Origin of the sequence: Bradyrhizobium sediminis, from assembly GCF_018736085.1 — a bacterium.
GTDB classification, from domain to species: domain Bacteria; phylum Pseudomonadota; class Alphaproteobacteria; order Rhizobiales; family Xanthobacteraceae; genus Bradyrhizobium; species Bradyrhizobium sediminis.
The window spans coordinates 3,493,292-3,509,080 of sequence record NZ_CP076134.1 but is presented as its reverse complement, the minus strand read 5'-3'; the positions used below and the strand labels follow the sequence as shown (position 1 = coordinate 3,509,080).

The following is a 15,789-nucleotide window of genomic DNA, read 5'->3' as shown; positions in this document are numbered from 1 at the left end:
GCGCGCCGATCGGCTATTGGCCCGTCGCCAGCCGCCGAACGCCGGATGCAGTCAGCCCGAGCTCTCCGAGCCGTCTGACGGCGTAGCCCAGTCCGACCAGGCGCTCCCAGTGCAATTGAGGAATCTCGCGCTGCGCGTCGCCCTTGCTGACCTCGAGCAACGAGGCAAATTCATCCGGACTGAGGGCAGGGGAATTATCTGTCTTCACGCGACCTCGTCGGTCCAGACCTTGAAGCTGACCAGCGTATTCGGCCCGAACGTCTGGGTGATCGGGACATCGGAAGCATCGCGCCCCTGCGCAATCAGAACGCGGCCGATCCGCGGCACGTTGTTGCGCGGGTCGAACGTATGCCAGCGTCCGCCGAGATAGGCCTCGAACCACCCGGCGAAGTCACCCGGCCCGTAAGGCGGCAGCGTTCCCATGTCGCCGAGATATCCGGTGCAGTAGCGCGCCGGAATATTCATGCAGCGGCAAAATGTAATGGCGAGATGGGCATAGTCGCGGCATACGCCCTTGCCCTCGGTGTAGGCGTCCCAGGCGGTCCTGGTTGCGCGGGCGTGCGCGTAACCGAAAACGATGTGGCGATGCACGAAATCACAGATGGCCTGGACCCGCGCCCAGCCCGGGTGCGTCTTCTCGAACAGCTTCCATGCGATGTCCGAGAGCCGGTCGGTCTCGCAGTAGCGGCTGCCGAGCAGGTAGACCAGTGTATCGGTCGGCAGATCCTCGACCGCATATTGTTGGGCCGAGAGAACAACCGGGTCAGGCAAGCCGCTGTCGCGAACCACACCGTCGGCAGCCAGGCGCACCCGGCCGGCCGGTGCGACGATGCGGCTGCACCAGTTGCCGAAGAGATCGCGATAGGGCGTGATCGGCACGGAAGGGCTGATGGTCAGGAAATCGGGAACGATGACGTCGGACGCGCGCGTGAAGTGCGTCCCCAGCACCATGATCATCGGCGTCGGCTGCGGAAAATCGTACAGCATTTCGAATCCGACACGAATTTTCATTCGAAACACTTTCGTTAAATACAACCATTGAGATGGCTATCGAGCCCTCGAATACAAGGCGCGGACTACCTTATTCGGTCAAATGCACGCATGCGGCGAGAAAGCCATAGCTAATTTCCTTGAAAGCGCGCAGGGTGCGCAGATGTCCGAATATGTCGACGTCCTCACGCGCAGAAGCGCTGGTCTATGACCACGCGCTCGCGACGGGAAACGGTTCATTTCAAGCATCCCTTCCGGCTCAAGGGTGTCGATCGCTTGTTGTCGCCCGGCGCTTACGAGATCGTCACCGACGAGGAGATGATCGAGGGTCTTTCGTTTCCGAGCTTTCGGCGCGTCGCCACGATGATCACGGTGCCCGGCGTCGCGCCGCGGAAGTCCTCGATGGAGATGATCGCGATCGGTTCGGTCGATCTGTTGGATGCGCAGCGTAACGATGCCAGTGCTCGGGATGAGTGACATCCCGGTCGACCTCGACAAGCATCGCGGCATGGCGGCACAAAAGGCGACCGACATCCGCCGTGTGTTGGCCGATGTCGAGGCCAATGCAAAGCTGCTGCGCGACCGGCAGGGCGAGGTGGAAATCGAGCTTCTCGCCGTGCCGGCCACCTCGTGGCCCGAGGCGGCCGCAAAGGCGCGCTATGTCCTGAACCTGTATGCGGCCGATCTTGCTCCGGCCGATACGCATCATCGCGACCTGGTCGCGGCGGTACTTGCCGACTTTGCCCGGCTCTCCGGTGAGAGCTGAACGACGCGGGGTTATCCCCGGATCAACTGAAACTTCACCCCTTCGTTCGCTGCGGAAGCGAACGTCCGAATTGAAAGTATCCGATGCAGAACCTATCGCCACGTCACGTCAAGACGGAAGAATCGCTTCGCCTCGGCGTCGTATCCGGCTGGTACTCGACCAAGGTCAGCGGAACATTCGTCTCGGGACCGCATGAGTCCGAGGCCGATTGTCTTCGCAGGATTTCCGAGATCGATCCCCCGCTGAAAAAGCGAAAATGAGGGGGTTCAGATGACCCTTGCACGCGGCAGTGCCGGAGCTTTCGAACATAATCGGATGGTCATGCTGTTTTCCATGATGGACGGCAGCAGGGAGGTCGGTTGCGCCATCAGCAGCTCGGCGATGGACGATCTGGAACACGTGGCCCGGACCAGGCCGGAACAGCGCGAGGAGCAATTTCTGCGATTGCGCGACCGGATCGAACAATGCGCGTCCCGCAAGTTTCTCGCGGGGGAGTTCGAGGGGACCCCGCCCGGCATCATCCTGCGAAGCATCGATTTTCGCAGCTAGGACGTCGTCCGAAAGAGCAGGCCGGCGCAACGACGCCGCGCCGATCTAGCCTTGCGCCACGCCGCTGCTCCTGGGCCGGGCTTCGATCGCCATTCGCACTTCCCTGGCGCTCATCAGAGCCCGCCGGATATTCTTGTCTTCCGAAGTGGTATCGAACGTAATCAGCCGGTTGCAGTGCTGGCAATTGGTCTGAAAGCCGTCACGAATTCTTTGCGCCCGCTCCCGGAATACCTGCGTGCATTTCGTGCATTTGATTCTCACTTTTTCGTCGATCATGAAATACCCCTTGAGACTCTGAGGCAGCAATCTGCTGGCCGGGGTTTAAGGGCGTGTTCGAAGGGTCGCTAAAACTCTCTTCAAATGTAGCTGCGATGACGTGGCGATCTACCCGAGCCGCTGATCCCGGGCGTCTTCGGTGGTTTCGCCGGCCGCTTTGGCCGCCGCTTTCGCAGCACCCTTGCGGCTGGAAATCTCGATCGCCTGGCGGCCGGAGATTTCGTGACCGGCATCGTCGGGCATCTGCCAGAAGAACCAGGCCGAGACTGCGGAGATGGCCGCTACCACGAGGAATGCCGGGGCGAAGTCAGCGGCGCCGAGTTCGCTGACGTGGCGCATCAGCATGGTGGATTCTACCGAAAAGGCGCCGACGGCGACGCCGGCGGAAATTGCCAGTTGCTGATTGACACTGACCAACGTGGTGGCCCGGCTCATCTGGGCCGGCTCGACCTCGGCATAGGCGACGGTGCTGATGGCGGTGAATTGCAGCGAGCGGAAGAAGCCGCCGACCACCAGAACGATCATGATCAGCAGCAGCGGCGTCGTCGCCGTGAACAGCGCGCAGGCGGCCAGAAAGACCGAACTGATGACGGCGTTGATGGTCATCAAGTTGCGGAAGCCGAAGGTGCGGATGATCCGCGCGGCCAGAGTCTTCATGCCCATGGCGCCGACGGCGGAGGCGAACGTCACCAGCCCGGAGCGGAACGGCGACAGGCCGAAGCCCACCTGCATCAACAGCGGCAGAAGAAACGGCAGCGCGCCGATGCCGAGGCGGAACAGGAAGCCGCCGACGATGCTGGCGCGCAAGGTCGGCAGCCGCATCAGCGAAAAGTCCAGCACCGGCGACCCGGTGCGCCTCGCGTGAATCACGTAGAGCGTCATCGAGATCGAGCCGATCGCCACCAGGGCCACGACGACGGTCCACGGCAGCAAATTGAGGCCGGCGACCGACAGGCCGAACGCGATGCCGGCAAGGCCGATCCCGGCCAGCACCAGGCCGTAGAGGTCGAAGCGCTCGGGATCCTCGCTTCGGATCGGATCGATGTACTTGATCGCCATGAAGATGCCGACGAGGCCGATTGGAATGTTGATCAGGAAGATCCAATGCCAGGAGAAATAGGTGGTGATGAAGCCGCCGAGCGGCGGCCCGATCACCGGGCCGATCAGCGCCGGCACCGTGACCCAGGCCATCGCGTTGACCAGCGCGCTCTTGTCGATCGAGCGCAGCAGCACGAGCCGCCCGACCGGCGTCATCATCGCGCCGCCGATGCCCTGCAGGATGCGCGCGATCACGAAATGGGTGACGGAAGAGGACAGGGCACAGCCGATCGAGCCGACCATGAAGATGCCGATGGCGACCGAGAACACCATGCGCGCCCCGAAGCGGTCGGCGGTCCAGCCGCTCGCCGGGATGAACACCGCGAGCGACAGCAGGTACGAGGTGATGGCGAGCTTGAGCGTCAGCGGACTGGTGCCGATGTCGGCCGCGATCGCCGGAAGCGAGGTCGCAATCACGGTCGAATCCATGTTCTCCATGAACAGGGCGGTGGCCACGATGAGCGGGATCAGGCGTTCTTTGGTCATCGGGATCCGCGGAGGGCCGGGAAAGCGGCGGGCAAACTGGCTGTATCATCGCACGGCCGGTTGGGCCATTGCGGAACCCGGCAGACCACCCAAATCCCGCGTGATCTGCCCCCGGAGGATCGCCGGCATCGGGAGGTGGTGGAGGCGATCCGCCGGCACGGCCCGCCGCCGGGTTATCCGCGCTGACGCGGCGGAAACCGGGCTATCCGCGCTGACCGGGCAAGAGGCCGGCCGCCGCCGACGAAAAGCCTGTGCATGGCTGGCAAACGCTTTGATTCGGCGGCCCGCCATGCTATCGACCACCGCCAACCCTACCGATGGGCTTCGATTCGACGGTAACGCCATCTGCGTCGCCGAAGGTCCTGTTCATCCCTAGATCGTACCGCGGCAAACGAGCCGCCGAAGGAGTTGGTAATGGCTGTTGTGCAGGGACTTCAGGGGATTCGCGAAGCCTATACGTTCGACGACGTGCTTCTGAAACCGGGCCTTTCGGATATCCTGCCCTCGGAGGCCGATATCCGCTCCCACGTCACCCGCGCCATCCCGCTCAATATTCCGATCATTGCCTCGGCGATGGATACCGTCACCGAAGCGCGCATGGCGATCGCGATGGCGCAGGCCGGCGGCGTCGGCGTCATTCACCGCAATTTCGACGTCGACGGCCAGGCCGCCCAAGTGCGGCAGGTCAAGAAGTATGAATCGGGAATGGTGGTCAATCCGCTGACCATCGGTCCCGATGCGATGCTGTCGGACGCGATGACGCTGATGAACGATCACGGTTTTTCCGGCATTCCGGTGGTCACCGGCGCCACCAAGGGCACCCCGGGCAAGCTGGTCGGCATTCTCACCAACCGCGACGTGCGGTTCGCCACCGACCCCCGGCAAAAAGTCTCAGAACTGATGACGCATGAAAACCTCGTCACGGTGCGCGAAGGCGTCAGCCAGGACGAGGCGAAGCGGATGTTGCACAAGCACCGCATCGAAAAATTGCTTGTCGTCGACGAGCAGTATCGCTGCGTCGGTCTCATCACCGTCAAGGACATGGAAAAGGCGGTCGCCCATCCCCTGGCCTGCAAGGATGCGCAGGGCCGCTTGCGCGTCGCTGCCGCGACCACGGTCGGCGAGGGCGGTTTCGAGCGCACCGAGCGGCTGATCGACGCCGGTGTCGACCTGATCGTGGTCGACACCGCGCACGGCCATTCCTCGCGGGTGCTGGAAGCCGTCAACCGCATCAAGCGGCTGTCGAACGCCGTGCAGGTGATCGCCGGCAACATCGCCACCCAGGAAGGCGCGCAGGCGCTGATCGATGCCGGGGCTGACGCGATCAAGGTCGGGATCGGGCCGGGTTCGATTTGCACCACCCGTATCGTCGCCGGCGTCGGTGTGCCGCAACTGACCGCGATCATGGATGCAGTCGAAGCCGCCAAGAAAGCCAGCGTGCCCGTGATCGCCGACGGCGGCATCAAATATTCCGGCGATCTCGCCAAGGCGCTCGCCGCCGGCGCCGACATCGCCATGGTCGGCTCGCTCTTGGCCGGCACTGACGAGACGCCGGGCGAAGTGTTCCTGTGGCAGGGCCGCTCCTACAAGGCCTATCGCGGCATGGGCTCGGTGGGTGCGATGGCGCGCGGCTCGGCCGATCGCTATTTCCAGCAGGACATCAAGGACACGCTCAAGCTGGTGCCGGAGGGCATCGAGGGCCAGGTGCCCTATAAGGGCCCGGTCGGCAATGTCATGCACCAGCTCGCCGGCGGCTTGCGCGCGGCGATGGGATATGTCGGCGCCAGGAACCTCGCCGAATTCCACGAGAAGGCGCGGTTCGTGCGCATCACCGGCGCGGGCCTGCGCGAAAGCCATGTCCACGACGTCACCATCACGCGCGAAAGCCCGAATTACCCCGGCGGAGCCAGCTTCTAGGGCCCCAAATAGACTGCCACAAGGCCGATGAAACGCGGTACAGTTCGCTGCCTGCGGATCGTCGCGCCGTCCCGGAATAGACGCGCGGATCGCGGTGCGGTCTTGAGCGATTGATCTCAACGCATTCAGAAGAGAAGTTGGACACGATGGTCGATTGGACGGACGACAGGATTGCCGCGCTTTCGGATCAGGATCTGAAGAACCTCCTGGTCAATGCAGAGCGCAAATCCGTCGCCGAGGTCATTGCACAGTGCAAGGCCGAGATGGAAAAGCGCGATGCCCTGAAACCCCGCAAGGCATCGAAACCGCGCACCGAGCTGAAGGAATTCGAGCACGAGATGGCCGGTCAGCTCGCCGCGGTCGGCCGGGAGATGGCCGCCAAATACGATCTGTCGGAGGAGACCGCGAAGGCGAAATCGGCCGACGTCAAGGGTTTCAGGGCGCACAAGCTGCTGGACGCCAAGGGCTACGCCAAACTCGGCGGCATGCAGCGCGACGGTTCGGTGGCGATCGACCGCTACATTTCATACCGGCGTGGCACGGACGTCGTTTCGCTGAACGTGTTTCTGCTCAAGGACCAGCCGATCGAGGCCCACGAGTTTCACGTGATCGCGCCAAAGGCCCTGCTCGATGGCGCAAGGCCGGTGGCCGAGATCCGTCCCACCGCGACCGAAGCGCAGAAGCAGTCCGCCGACAGCGGGCTCGCCTTCAAGGATCTGCCGAGCGCAGCCGCCGCGTTCGACGCGGCGCTGGCGAAGATCACGGCTTGACACTCACCGTCATTACATTTCCTGTCATTGCGAGCGCAGCGAAGCAATCCATCGTCGCCACGGAAAGAAAGCTGGATTGCTCACATGGGGAATGTGTGTGTCAAGGATGAGCAGTCACCTTTTTGTTCGACTGCGGCCACCTTTCCGTCCCGACCGTGGGCTGTGCAGGATGACGCGCGCAGATCAAGTCAAGGCCGGCCCGTTAGGGCCGCCGCGCAGCGGCTTGGCCTTGAGTTGAGCGAGCACGTCATCATGCTTGGTGCGTCGGGCACGACAGGAGCTCCTGGTGTTGGCGGTTCCGTCAGGGCATCTGCAATCCTCGCAGTTACGATCCAGGGTTCGAGCCGGTTCGGCGATCTGGGTTGCTTGCCAGATCAAACTCACATTCGGTCGTCGCTTGATGCGACTGCACCAGGATTCCGCTTGCGGCGGGCAGGCTCGAGAGGACGAGGCCATTCTTCGTTGCGGCATTTGAAGCCATGCAATCCATCGGTTCGTCCACCCGGATCTTCCGAGGCTGATCGGGCCTCGGCAGATGGGTTATGGTTGTTTCGTTGCGTCCGGGCGGCTTGCTGTTGGGCTCGGTCCCGGATCAGGCGGCGGGCTTCATCACGGCCTCCTCGAGGATGACGCCCTGGGTGACATACTTCCACAACGCCACGAGAAGCTTGCGCGCCAGCGCCACGATCGCGCGCTTGCGGCCTTGCGGGCTTCGCTCCTTGAACCAGCGCGTCAGGGCCGACTGCGGCTGGTGACGTACCCACAGCCAGGCGAGCTGGATCATCGTGGTCCGCAGCCTGGGATTGCCGGCCTTCGACACGCCTTGCTCGTGTCGGATGCGTCCGCTTTGCCAGGGCGTTGCCGCAAGGCCCGCATAGGCGGCGACCTGGCGGCGGTTGGCGAACTGCCGATAGAACGCCTCCGACCAGAGCACGGCGGCGAAGTTGGCGCCCACTCCCTTCAAGGCGAGCAGCATCGTGACCGGGTCCGGCGCGGCCTTCTCGCTTGCAGGCATTCTCGCCGCCGCCAGCAGGGCTTCCTGCGCGGCCTCGACCGACTTGATCTGGTCCAGAAGCAGCTCGATCCGATCGAGCTCGCGGCCGATCTGAGCCTTCAGATGCGACGGCAGCTCCCGTCCATCTCCGGTGCGCAACGCTTCAAGCCGCGCCCGCCGGTCGCGCCGCAGCGGTCCGTAGTCGGATATCCCCTGCGCGAACAGAAGCCCCTTGATCCGGTTCACATGCGTGACGCGCTCCTCGATCAATGTCCGCCGTTCGCGGCAGAGCCTCCGGCGATCCTCCTCCTCGGGCGAGGGCGCAACCACCATCGCGCAGACCCGCGGCTCGCCGCGCTTGTAGGCCAGAAGCGCCCGCAGCAGCGTCTCGCCGTCGAGCCTGTCCGTCTTGGCCCGCCTGCGCCGCCGCGGCGTCGCGATCGAAGCGGGATCGACCACGTGGCTCTCGATCCCCTCCTGTTGCAGAACGCGGTGGAGCCAGAACCCATCCAGCCCGGCCTCCTGGATCGTGATGATCGGATAGCTTTGGCCGGTCCGGACCTCCGCCTTGCGCTTGAGCTCCGCAAACAGCGCCAAAAGCTCGGCCACATGGCCAGCTGCGACGCTGCGCTTGGACATCTTTTCGCCTTTGCCCGGCGACAGCGACGTCACCAGCCAATTCGAACGGCTCAGTTCCAACGACACAAAAATTGCGCCAATATGCGTGCGGATAGCGGTCGGTTCGTCGGAAGGATGATCGAGCAACATCGTCGTCTCCAGGTTGAGTGGTTTCAGCAACCTCAGTCTGGCTCCAGACCCGGCCGCTATCCACTCCCCATGGAATCTTCGTCGCTCCGCGCCTCGCAATGACGAGGGTGGATCATCAAAAAAACCAGAGGAAACAACAATGGCCCAATCTGCAAAGCGCGTCGTTCTCGTCTCCCGTCCGGTCGGCGAGCCCAAGGCGTCGGACTTCCGCATCGAGGACTGCGCGATACCGGCGCCGGGCGAGGGTGAGGTCCTGTTGCGCACCATCTGGCTGTCGCTCGATCCCTATATGCGCGGCCGCATGAGCGATAGCCCGTCCTATGCGGCGCCGGTGCCGATCGGCGGCGTGATGGAGGGCGGCACGGTCAGCGAGGTGGTCGCCTCCAACAATCCCGGCTTCGCCAAGGGCGACATCGTGCTGTCGCGAGCCGGCTGGCAGACCCACGCGCTCTCCGACGGCAAGGGACTGGCGAAGATCGATCCGAAACTCGCGCCGATCTCGACCGCGGTGGGCGTGCTCGGCATGCCCGGCATGACCGCCTATACCGGCCTGCTCGATATCGGCAAGCCGCAGGCCGGCGAGACCGTGGTGGTTGCGGCGGCCTCCGGCGCGGTCGGTTCGGCGGTCGGACAAATTGCGAAGATCAAGGGCGCGCGCGCGGTCGGCATCGCCGGCGGCAAGGACAAATGCGACTATGTGAAAAAGGAGCTCGGCTTCGACGAGTGCCTCGACCACCGCGATCCCAATCTGGCAGCCAAGCTGAAAGAAGCCTGCCCGAAGGGCATCGACGTCTATTTCGAGAATGTCGGCGGTGCGGTGTTCGAGGCGGTGTTTCCGCTGCTCAACGCCTTCGCGCGCATTCCGGTCTGCGGCCTGATCGCGGAATACAATAATTTCGGCGAGACATCGCCGAAATGGGCCGGCAAGTTGATGCGCGCGGTGCTGACCAAGCGGCTGACCATCCGGGGCTTCATCGTCAGCGATTTCGCCGCGCGCCATGGCGACTTCCTGCGCGACATGTCGCAGTGGGTGCGCGAGGGCAAGGTCAAGCACAGGGAATTCGTCACCGAAGGGTTGGACAGCGCGCCCGCCGCATTCATGGGGCTTCTGAAGGGCGCCAATTTCGGCAAGCAGCTGGTGCGGGTCGGGCCTGACAAGGCGTAAGCCGCCGAACGCGGGCGTCCGCTCTCGACCCCGGAGCGGACGCCGCAGGGATATCGGCTGTCATTACAATGCGACGCATCCTGTTGACGGTACGCTAACCAGCCCGCTTTACGCGCCCGCAAGCTTTGCCGACTAGCAACGAGAAGCGTTGCGAGTTTTTTTGCGGGCTTCTGACAATGCGCATCATTCCAGTCCTATTGCTGATCGCCGCCGCCGGCATCTCGGCGGCATCCGCGCAGCAAGCCTCTGCGGATAACGAGCGCGCGGATGGAGACGCGGCAGCGTCAAGCGACGGGGATGCGGCTGCGTCAAACAACGCAGCTGCCGCCGCATCGAACCGGGCGGCCGCCGGCGCCGCCGGAGCTCCGCGCAGCCCCAGCGAATTTACCGATTTTCACGTCAATGCCGGCGGCACCATCCCGGCGCCGCCGCCGCGGACGCCGGAGCAGCAGAAGGCGGACGCAGAGGCCCACGCCGCCTGGCAGGCGCGTTGCCGGCCGACCGTGGTCGTGGACCGGGAAGGGCTCCGCCGCACCAGATATGCCGAGCCCGATTGCGATCTGCTCCGCATCAAAACGGCCGGGACGCGGTAGCCGCGTGGCAATGCATCGGATGGGCAGCTAGCTAACTCTTGGCGGTGGCGCCGAGCAGCGAATCCAGATCGACGTCGACCTGGCCCTGCGCCCTGATATGCCGGACCTCGAAGCCGTCGGGCCGGAAGCGATACTCCACCAGTCCGACCTCCTTGGTGCCGATCACTTCCTGCTTGCGGTCCGGGATGACGAAGCCCGTGGACGGCGCCCAGACGTGCCGGACATGGCCGCATGTGAAATCCCGGCGCTGGTGGACATGGCCGCTGGCGACCAGCCGCAGGTCGACCGCGCCGAGCATCTCGACCAGCCGGTTCCGCGCCGACGGCGGCACGTAGCGTATCGCGGTTGCCGCCAGCTCGGGATCATCCGGTGAATTCAGATACAGCGGCTTGTGCAGGAACAGCGCCACCGGTTTGCCGTTGGCGCCCGCGAGCTGCGACGCCAGCCAGTCGAGCTGTTCGGCCTCGCTGGCAAGGCCGGTGTTCATGATCAGCGAATTGAGGCCGATGAAGCACCAGCCGGCGGCCTCGAAACGCCAGCGGTCTTCGCCGAAGCAGGAGAGAAAAGCCTGCCGATCCCGTTCGGTCGCCGGCTGAGCCGGTGCCGGCCCGAACTCGGTCGGATTATCGCCGACGTCATGATTGCCGGGCAGGTAACGGCAGGCGACGGGCAGCGCTGCGTGCAGCTCGCGGGCAAATGCGAAATCGTCCGGGTTAGTCGGGGCATCCCAGGCGAGGTCGCCGCTGTTGACGACGAGATCGGGCCGCGTCGCGTCGATGTATTCGCTGACCCGGTGAAAACTGTCGGTGAGTTTCTGGTGGCGGCGTGCGAGGTGGGTGTCGGAAATCTGGGTCAGGCGAAATTCGGGCATGCAGTATTCCTTCCGGCGCTGACTATATATCGATCGGCGACGGAATGATGAAACCCCGGCTTGATGCTCAGAACACCCGGTAGCGGATCGCGAAGGCGTCATTCGGTTCGCGCGCCGGCTCGCCGGCCGGCGAGGCGACGCGATCGGCCAGATGCCATGGCCCGAACTGATCGGAGTGGCTCGGGCTTGCCGCCAGCCGCAGCCTGAACTCGCGCTGCGGCTGACCCGGCAGGTTGAGGACCACGACGCGGTCGGTGGTCCGGTAATCCAGCGTCACCGAGCCCCGCAGCACGATGCGGCCGTGGCTGTCGGATGCCGGCGCACCCTGGATGTCGGCAAGCTTCTGGTTCCGGTTGGTGACCAGCTCGACCTGGCTGTCGCCGACGGCGGTGAGCGCGGCGCTGGGCAGGCGGATTTCGAACTCGACCGCAGGTTTGGCCGGGTTGATGCCGAGATAGGCCAGCGCTGCATGCCGCATGTCGTAGGCGACGAAGGCGAGCAGCGCGAGCACCACGGTGGCGGCGAGGCTGTGGCGGAGGATATCGTGGCCGCTCCGGTAGCCGCTGCGGAAATAGACGGTGAGGACGATTGCCACGGCGAGCGCAGCCGCGACGCCCGACAGCCCCGACATCAGCATGCCGAGCGCCCCGTCCGGGCTGTCGTCGGCCATCTTGAGCAGCGAGGCCACGGAGTCGCCGGGCACTTCGGCTGCCTCGGCAACGCCTTTCAGGACGGGAGAGGTCCGGTTCATCGCAGTATCCGCAGGATAGAGTTTGGGGCCAATTCGGCGCTGAAATCACTGGAACTATCCGCAGTTGGTCACCGGAGCGGGGAATGTGGTTCAACAGGCGGACGGCGATTCATTGTCAGGCGGGGGCGCGGTCGCTATAGCGGGGGCTCGCGCTTCACCCCCCGAGGGAGGCCGGCGTGCCGGTGCTGTCGCGACATGGCTCTACTTCGCGCTGAAGATTCTGTTGTTGATCTAACCCCTTCTCGAACCGAAAGTTTTGAATGACCCCCGCAGCGCGCCTCTCCGCCGCCATCGAACTGATCGGCACCATCGACGCGCAGCGCGTTCCGGCGGCGAAGGCGCTGAAGGAGTGGGGCACAGCACATCGCTATGCCGGTTCCGGCGATCGCGCCGCGATCTCCGGCCTGGTCTGGGACGCGCTGCGCCGGCGCGCTTCCAGCGCCTGGATCATGGACGCCGACACGCCGCGGGCGCGGGTGCTCGGCATGCTCAGGCTGGAGCGCGGCATGGACGCCGATGCCATCGCAGCCCTTTGCGACGGTGGCCGGTTTGCGCCGGAGCCCCTGACCGAGGGCGAGCGCGCGGCGCTGACCTCGCGATCCCTGCAAGACGCGCCGGCGCATATCGCCGGCGACTACCCGGAATGGCTCGACGGCCATCTGGCGCAGGTGTTCGGCGACGACCGGGTCGCGGAGGCGACCGCGATGGCGAGCCGGGCGCCGCTCGATTTGCGCGTCAACACGCTGAAGGCCAAGCGCGAGAAGCTGCTGTCCTCGCTGGCCCATCTCGGGGTGCAGCCGACGCCGTGGTCGCCGATCGGGCTGCGCATCGAGCTTTCCGCCGACGCGCGCAGTCCCGGCATCCATGCCGAGGAGGATTTTATCAAGGGCGCGATCGAGGTTCAGGATGAGGGCTCGCAGCTCGCGGCGCTGCTGTCGGCGGCGAAACCCGGCGAGCAGGTGATCGACCTCTGCGCCGGCGCCGGCGGCAAGACCCTGGTGCTGGCGGCGATGATGCAGGGCAAGGGCCGGCTGATCGCGACCGACCATGACAAGCGGCAGCTGGCGCCGATCTACGAGCGGCTGTCGCGGGCAGGGGTGCATAATTGCGACGTCCGCACGCCGAAGGGGCCGAACGACACGCTGCTCGACATCCACGCCTCCGCCGACCTGGTGCTGATCGACGCGCCCTGCACCGGCACCGGCACCTGGCGGCGCAACCCCGACGCCAAATGGCGGATGCGCCCCGGCGCGCTCGAGGTGCGGCTGAAGGACCAGGTCGCCGTGCTCGACCGCGCCGCCGCGCTGGTCAAGCCGGGCGGGCGGATCGCCTACATCACCTGCTCGGTATTGCCGCAGGAGAACAACGAGCAGATCCGCGCCTTTGTCGCGCGGCATCCGGAGTTTGCGGTGGTGCCGCCCGAGCAGACCGTGACGGTGCTGTGGGACAAGGCGGAGGAATTTTCAAAAGCCGCGCTGCAGTCGCCGGAGGGATGGCTGATGACGCCGCGCCGGACCGGCACGGACGGGTTCTTCGTGTCGGTGCTGAGGAAGGCGTGAAGTGGCGTCGTCATTCCGGGGCGATGCGCAGCATCGAACCCGGAATCTCGAGATTCCGGGTTCGCGTCTGCGACGCGCCCCGGAATGACGGCTACCTGTTAGTGCGCCAGATGATTGGCCGAGGCCTGCGCGAACTTGCCGGCCCCACGACCCCTGCGATTCTGCAAAAACGCGAAAACGAGCCCATGCAAAGGTAGAATACGTCAACAATACTGACCTATATGGACCCTGTCCATGCCTCCTAAAGAATATGGGCCATCGTTTTGCACAGTTGCGAGCGCCGCCCCCGTCGCGTAATTGCTATCCATGACAGCAGCACAAGAAGCCCGCGAGTCGGCGCCCTCCGTGGCCTCGGCGCATGACAAGATTCTGATCGTCGATTTCGGCAGTCAGGTGACGCAACTGATCGCGCGGCGGGTGCGCGAGGAGGGCGTCTATTCCGAGATCGTGCCGTTCCAGAACGCCGAAGCGGCGTTCAAGGAAATGAGGCCGAAGGCGGTGATCCTCTCCGGCGGCCCGGAATCGGTGCACGAGGAGGGCTCGCCGCGGGCGCCGCAGGCGATCTTCGATTCCGGCGTTCCCGTGCTCGGCATCTGCTACGGCCAGATGGCCATGGCCGCCCAACTCGGCGGCGAGGTTCAGGGCGGCCACCACCGCGAGTTCGGCCGCGCCGACGTCGAGGTCAAGGCCGCGAGCCAATTGTTTGATTCCACCTGGGCCATGGGCGAGAAGCATCCGGTCTGGATGAGCCACGGCGACCGCATCACCAAAATGCCGCCGGGCTTCGTCGTCGCCGGCGTGTCGCCGAACGCGCCGTTCGCGGTGATCCAGGACGAGAAGCGCAAATATTACGGCCTGATGTTCCACCCCGAAGTGGTGCACACGCCCGACGGCGCCAAGCTGCTCCGCAATTTCGTCCGCAAGGTCGCCGGCCTCACCGGCGACTGGACCATGCGCGCCTTCCGCGAGGAGGCGATCGAGAAGATCAGGGCACAGGTCGGCAAGGGCAGGGTGATCTGCGGCCTCTCCGGCGGCGTCGATTCCGCGGTGGCCGCGGTGCTGATCCACGAGGCGATCGGGGACCAGCTCACCTGCGTGTTCGTCGATCACGGCCTGCTGCGGCTCAACGAGGCAGAGACGGTGGTCGACCTGTTCCGCCACCACTACAACATCCCGCTGGTACACGTTGATGCGTCGAAGCTTTTCCTCGGCGAGCTCCACGGCGTCAGCGACCCCGAAGCGAAGCGCAAGACCATCGGGCGCCTGTTCATCGATGTGTTCGACGCCGAAGCGAAGAAGATCGGCGGCGCGGACTTTCTCGCGCAGGGCACGCTCTATCCCGATGTGATCGAGAGCGTGTCGTTCACCGGCGGCCCCTCGGTCACCATCAAGTCGCACCACAATGTCGGCGGCCTGCCGGATCGCATGAAGATGAAGCTGGTCGAGCCCTTGCGCGAACTGTTCAAGGACGAGGTGCGCGTGTTGGGGCGCGAACTCGGCCTGCCCGAGATCTTCGTCGGCCGCCATCCGTTCCCCGGTCCGGGCCTCGCGATCCGCTGCCCCGGCGACATCACCAAGGAAAAGCTCGACATCCTGCGCAATGCCGATGCCGTCTATATCGACCAGATCCGCAAGGCCGGCCTCTACGACCAGATCTGGCAGGCCTTCGCGGTGCTGCTGCCGGTCAAGACCGTCGGCGTGATGGGCGACGGCCGGACCTACGATTTCGTCGTCGGCCTGCGCGCGGTGACCTCCACCGACGGCATGACCGCCGACTTCTATCCCTTCGACATGAAATTTTTGGGCGAGACCGCGACCCGCATCATCAATGAGGTGAAGGGCGTCAACCGGGTGGTGTACGACGTGACGTCGAAGCCGCCGGGGACGATTGAGTGGGAGTGAGGGGTACCCCTTGCAGGAGCCTGCGCGAGCCCTAAAGCGGTGGCTCCCCGAAAGATATTGTCGGGGACCGATGAAATGTAGGATGGGTTGAGCCCTTCGCGAAACCCATCAGGCATTCATGAATGGCGATTGATGGGTATCGCTTCGCTCCGCCCATCCTACCCGAAGACCGATCGCTTCGACCCGCGTTTATCGCCCCCCGCGACGGATTCCCGAACCGCTTGATCAGCCGTTTTTGCTTGGGGACGATAGCCCGATGGGAAAGTGGTCCAGATCGTCGGCGAGGCGCGACCGGCCAAACGGCGGTTTCTGCTACCTGAATTTCGGTGAGGAT

At 64.7% G+C, this 15,789-nt stretch carries 16 protein-coding genes; 9 read left to right on the top strand and 7 right to left on the bottom strand.

Features of this window, described 5'->3' with window-relative positions; translation table 11 throughout:
* Positions 1-13 precede the first annotated feature (13 nt).
* Together KMZ29_RS17035 and KMZ29_RS17030 are read right to left on the bottom strand one after the other, a co-directional pair.
* The gene (locus KMZ29_RS17035; RefSeq protein WP_215620314.1) at positions 14-208 is read right to left on the bottom strand and encodes a hypothetical protein; all 195 of its coding nucleotides are present in this window, start codon (positions 206-208) and stop codon (positions 14-16) included.
* Positions 205-1,011 (bottom strand): transglutaminase-like domain-containing protein, encoded by an 807-nt coding sequence (locus KMZ29_RS17030; RefSeq protein ID WP_215620313.1) that lies wholly within the window; start codon positions 1,009-1,011, stop codon positions 205-207. Before KMZ29_RS17030 ends, KMZ29_RS17035 begins: the two co-directional genes overlap by 4 nt.
* 186 nt (positions 1,012-1,197) lie before the next feature.
* On the opposite strand from KMZ29_RS17030, the gene KMZ29_RS17025 reads away from it, so the two are divergent.
* From KMZ29_RS17025 to KMZ29_RS17015, 3 genes are all read left to right on the top strand, one after another.
* Positions 1,198-1,467 (top strand): hypothetical protein, encoded by a 270-nt coding sequence (locus KMZ29_RS17025; RefSeq protein ID WP_215620312.1) that lies wholly within the window; start codon positions 1,198-1,200, stop codon positions 1,465-1,467.
* Positions 1,460-1,756, top strand: a complete 297-nt coding sequence (locus KMZ29_RS17020) for a hypothetical protein (protein ID WP_215624314.1) — start codon at positions 1,460-1,462, stop codon at positions 1,754-1,756. Before KMZ29_RS17025 ends, KMZ29_RS17020 begins: the two co-directional genes overlap by 8 nt.
* A 270-nt stretch (positions 1,757-2,026) precedes the next feature.
* On the top strand, positions 2,027-2,305 hold the full coding sequence (locus KMZ29_RS17015; protein WP_215620311.1) for a DUF1488 family protein: 279 nt from the start codon (positions 2,027-2,029) through the stop codon (positions 2,303-2,305).
* 45 nt (positions 2,306-2,350) lie between these two features.
* Here the strand turns inward: KMZ29_RS17015 and KMZ29_RS17010 are convergent, their stop codons facing one another.
* Both KMZ29_RS17010 and KMZ29_RS17005 read right to left on the bottom strand, forming a co-directional pair.
* A complete protein-coding gene (locus tag KMZ29_RS17010; RefSeq protein ID WP_249779717.1) occupies positions 2,351-2,581 on the bottom strand; it encodes a hypothetical protein in 231 nt (76 codons plus the stop codon).
* A 108-nt stretch (positions 2,582-2,689) separates the two neighbouring features.
* Positions 2,690-4,165, bottom strand: coding sequence for a DHA2 family efflux MFS transporter permease subunit (locus KMZ29_RS17005; RefSeq protein WP_215620310.1), 1,476 nt, complete (start codon positions 4,163-4,165; stop codon positions 2,690-2,692).
* Positions 4,166-4,579: 414 nt separating this feature from the next.
* Here KMZ29_RS17005 and guaB point away from each other — a divergent pair, with 414 nt between their 5' ends.
* The gene (gene guaB / locus KMZ29_RS17000) at positions 4,580-6,082 is read left to right on the top strand and encodes an IMP dehydrogenase (RefSeq protein ID WP_215620309.1); all 1,503 of its coding nucleotides are present in this window, start codon (positions 4,580-4,582) and stop codon (positions 6,080-6,082) included.
* Between the two features lie 146 nt (positions 6,083-6,228).
* The gene (locus KMZ29_RS16995) at positions 6,229-6,852 is read left to right on the top strand and encodes a hypothetical protein (protein WP_215620308.1); all 624 of its coding nucleotides are present in this window, start codon (positions 6,229-6,231) and stop codon (positions 6,850-6,852) included.
* Positions 6,853-7,444: 592 nt separating this feature from the next.
* Here the strand turns inward: KMZ29_RS16995 and KMZ29_RS16990 are convergent.
* Positions 7,445-8,614 carry an IS110 family RNA-guided transposase gene (locus KMZ29_RS16990; RefSeq protein WP_215620307.1) on the bottom strand — a complete coding sequence of 390 codons (1,170 nt, stop codon included), beginning with the start codon at positions 8,612-8,614 and terminating at the stop codon, positions 7,445-7,447.
* A 139-nt stretch (positions 8,615-8,753) separates the two neighbouring features.
* Here KMZ29_RS16990 and curA point away from each other — a divergent pair, with 139 nt between their 5' ends.
* Together curA and KMZ29_RS16980 are read left to right on the top strand one after the other, a co-directional pair.
* Positions 8,754-9,779 carry an NADPH-dependent curcumin/dihydrocurcumin reductase gene (gene curA / locus KMZ29_RS16985; protein ID WP_215620306.1) on the top strand — a complete coding sequence of 342 codons (1,026 nt, stop codon included), beginning with the start codon at positions 8,754-8,756 and terminating at the stop codon, positions 9,777-9,779.
* A gap of 197 nt (positions 9,780-9,976) precedes the next feature.
* On the top strand, positions 9,977-10,372 hold the full coding sequence (locus KMZ29_RS16980) for a hypothetical protein (protein ID WP_215620305.1): 396 nt from the start codon (positions 9,977-9,979) through the stop codon (positions 10,370-10,372).
* A 31-nt stretch (positions 10,373-10,403) separates the two neighbouring features.
* On the opposite strand, the gene KMZ29_RS16975 is transcribed toward KMZ29_RS16980, so the two are convergent.
* Both KMZ29_RS16975 and KMZ29_RS16970 read right to left on the bottom strand, forming a co-directional pair.
* Entirely contained in the window at positions 10,404-11,243 is an 840-nt protein-coding gene (locus KMZ29_RS16975) for a metallophosphoesterase family protein (protein WP_215620304.1), read from the bottom strand.
* A 67-nt stretch (positions 11,244-11,310) separates the two neighbouring features.
* Entirely contained in the window at positions 11,311-11,994 is a 684-nt protein-coding gene (locus KMZ29_RS16970; RefSeq protein ID WP_369810027.1) for an acriflavin resistance protein, read from the bottom strand.
* 260 nt (positions 11,995-12,254) lie between these two features.
* Between KMZ29_RS16970 and KMZ29_RS16965 the strand changes: the two genes are divergently transcribed.
* Both KMZ29_RS16965 and guaA read left to right on the top strand, forming a co-directional pair.
* On the top strand, positions 12,255-13,553 hold the full coding sequence (locus KMZ29_RS16965) for an RsmB/NOP family class I SAM-dependent RNA methyltransferase (RefSeq protein WP_215620303.1): 1,299 nt from the start codon (positions 12,255-12,257) through the stop codon (positions 13,551-13,553).
* A gap of 306 nt (positions 13,554-13,859) precedes the next feature.
* Positions 13,860-15,455 (top strand): glutamine-hydrolyzing GMP synthase, encoded by a 1,596-nt coding sequence (gene guaA, locus KMZ29_RS16960; RefSeq protein WP_215620302.1) that lies wholly within the window; start codon positions 13,860-13,862, stop codon positions 15,453-15,455.
* The last annotated feature ends 334 nt before the right edge of the window (positions 15,456-15,789 follow it).

Bases quoted from the DNA above. Each gene is read 5' to 3' on its own strand.
- KMZ29_RS17030 (WP_215620313.1), bottom strand. From the start codon at position 1,011: ATGAAAATTCGTGTCGGATTCGAAATGCTGTACGATTTTCCGCAGCCG.
- KMZ29_RS17015 (WP_215620311.1), top strand. From the start codon at position 2,027: ATGACCCTTGCACGCGGCAGTGCCGGAGCTTTCGAACATAATCGGATG.
- KMZ29_RS17005 (WP_215620310.1), bottom strand. From the start codon at position 4,165: ATGACCAAAGAACGCCTGATCCCGCTCATCGTGGCCACCGCCCTGTTC.
- KMZ29_RS16965 (WP_215620303.1), top strand. From the start codon at position 12,255: ATGACCCCCGCAGCGCGCCTCTCCGCCGCCATCGAACTGATCGGCACC.
- guaA (WP_215620302.1), top strand. From the start codon at position 13,860: ATGACAGCAGCACAAGAAGCCCGCGAGTCGGCGCCCTCCGTGGCCTCG.
- KMZ29_RS16970 (WP_369810027.1), bottom strand. From the start codon at position 11,994: ATGAACCGGACCTCTCCCGTCCTGAAAGGCGTTGCCGAGGCAGCCGAA.
- KMZ29_RS16975 (WP_215620304.1), bottom strand. From the start codon at position 11,243: ATGCCCGAATTTCGCCTGACCCAGATTTCCGACACCCACCTCGCACGC.
- curA (WP_215620306.1), top strand. From the start codon at position 8,754: ATGGCCCAATCTGCAAAGCGCGTCGTTCTCGTCTCCCGTCCGGTCGGC.
- KMZ29_RS16990 (WP_215620307.1), bottom strand. From the start codon at position 8,614: ATGTTGCTCGATCATCCTTCCGACGAACCGACCGCTATCCGCACGCAT.
- KMZ29_RS17020 (WP_215624314.1), top strand. From the start codon at position 1,460: ATGAGTGACATCCCGGTCGACCTCGACAAGCATCGCGGCATGGCGGCA.
- KMZ29_RS16995 (WP_215620308.1), top strand. From the start codon at position 6,229: ATGGTCGATTGGACGGACGACAGGATTGCCGCGCTTTCGGATCAGGAT.
- KMZ29_RS17025 (WP_215620312.1), top strand. From the start codon at position 1,198: ATGACCACGCGCTCGCGACGGGAAACGGTTCATTTCAAGCATCCCTTC.
- KMZ29_RS17010 (WP_249779717.1), bottom strand. From the start codon at position 2,581: ATGATCGACGAAAAAGTGAGAATCAAATGCACGAAATGCACGCAGGTA.
- guaB (WP_215620309.1), top strand. From the start codon at position 4,580: ATGGCTGTTGTGCAGGGACTTCAGGGGATTCGCGAAGCCTATACGTTC.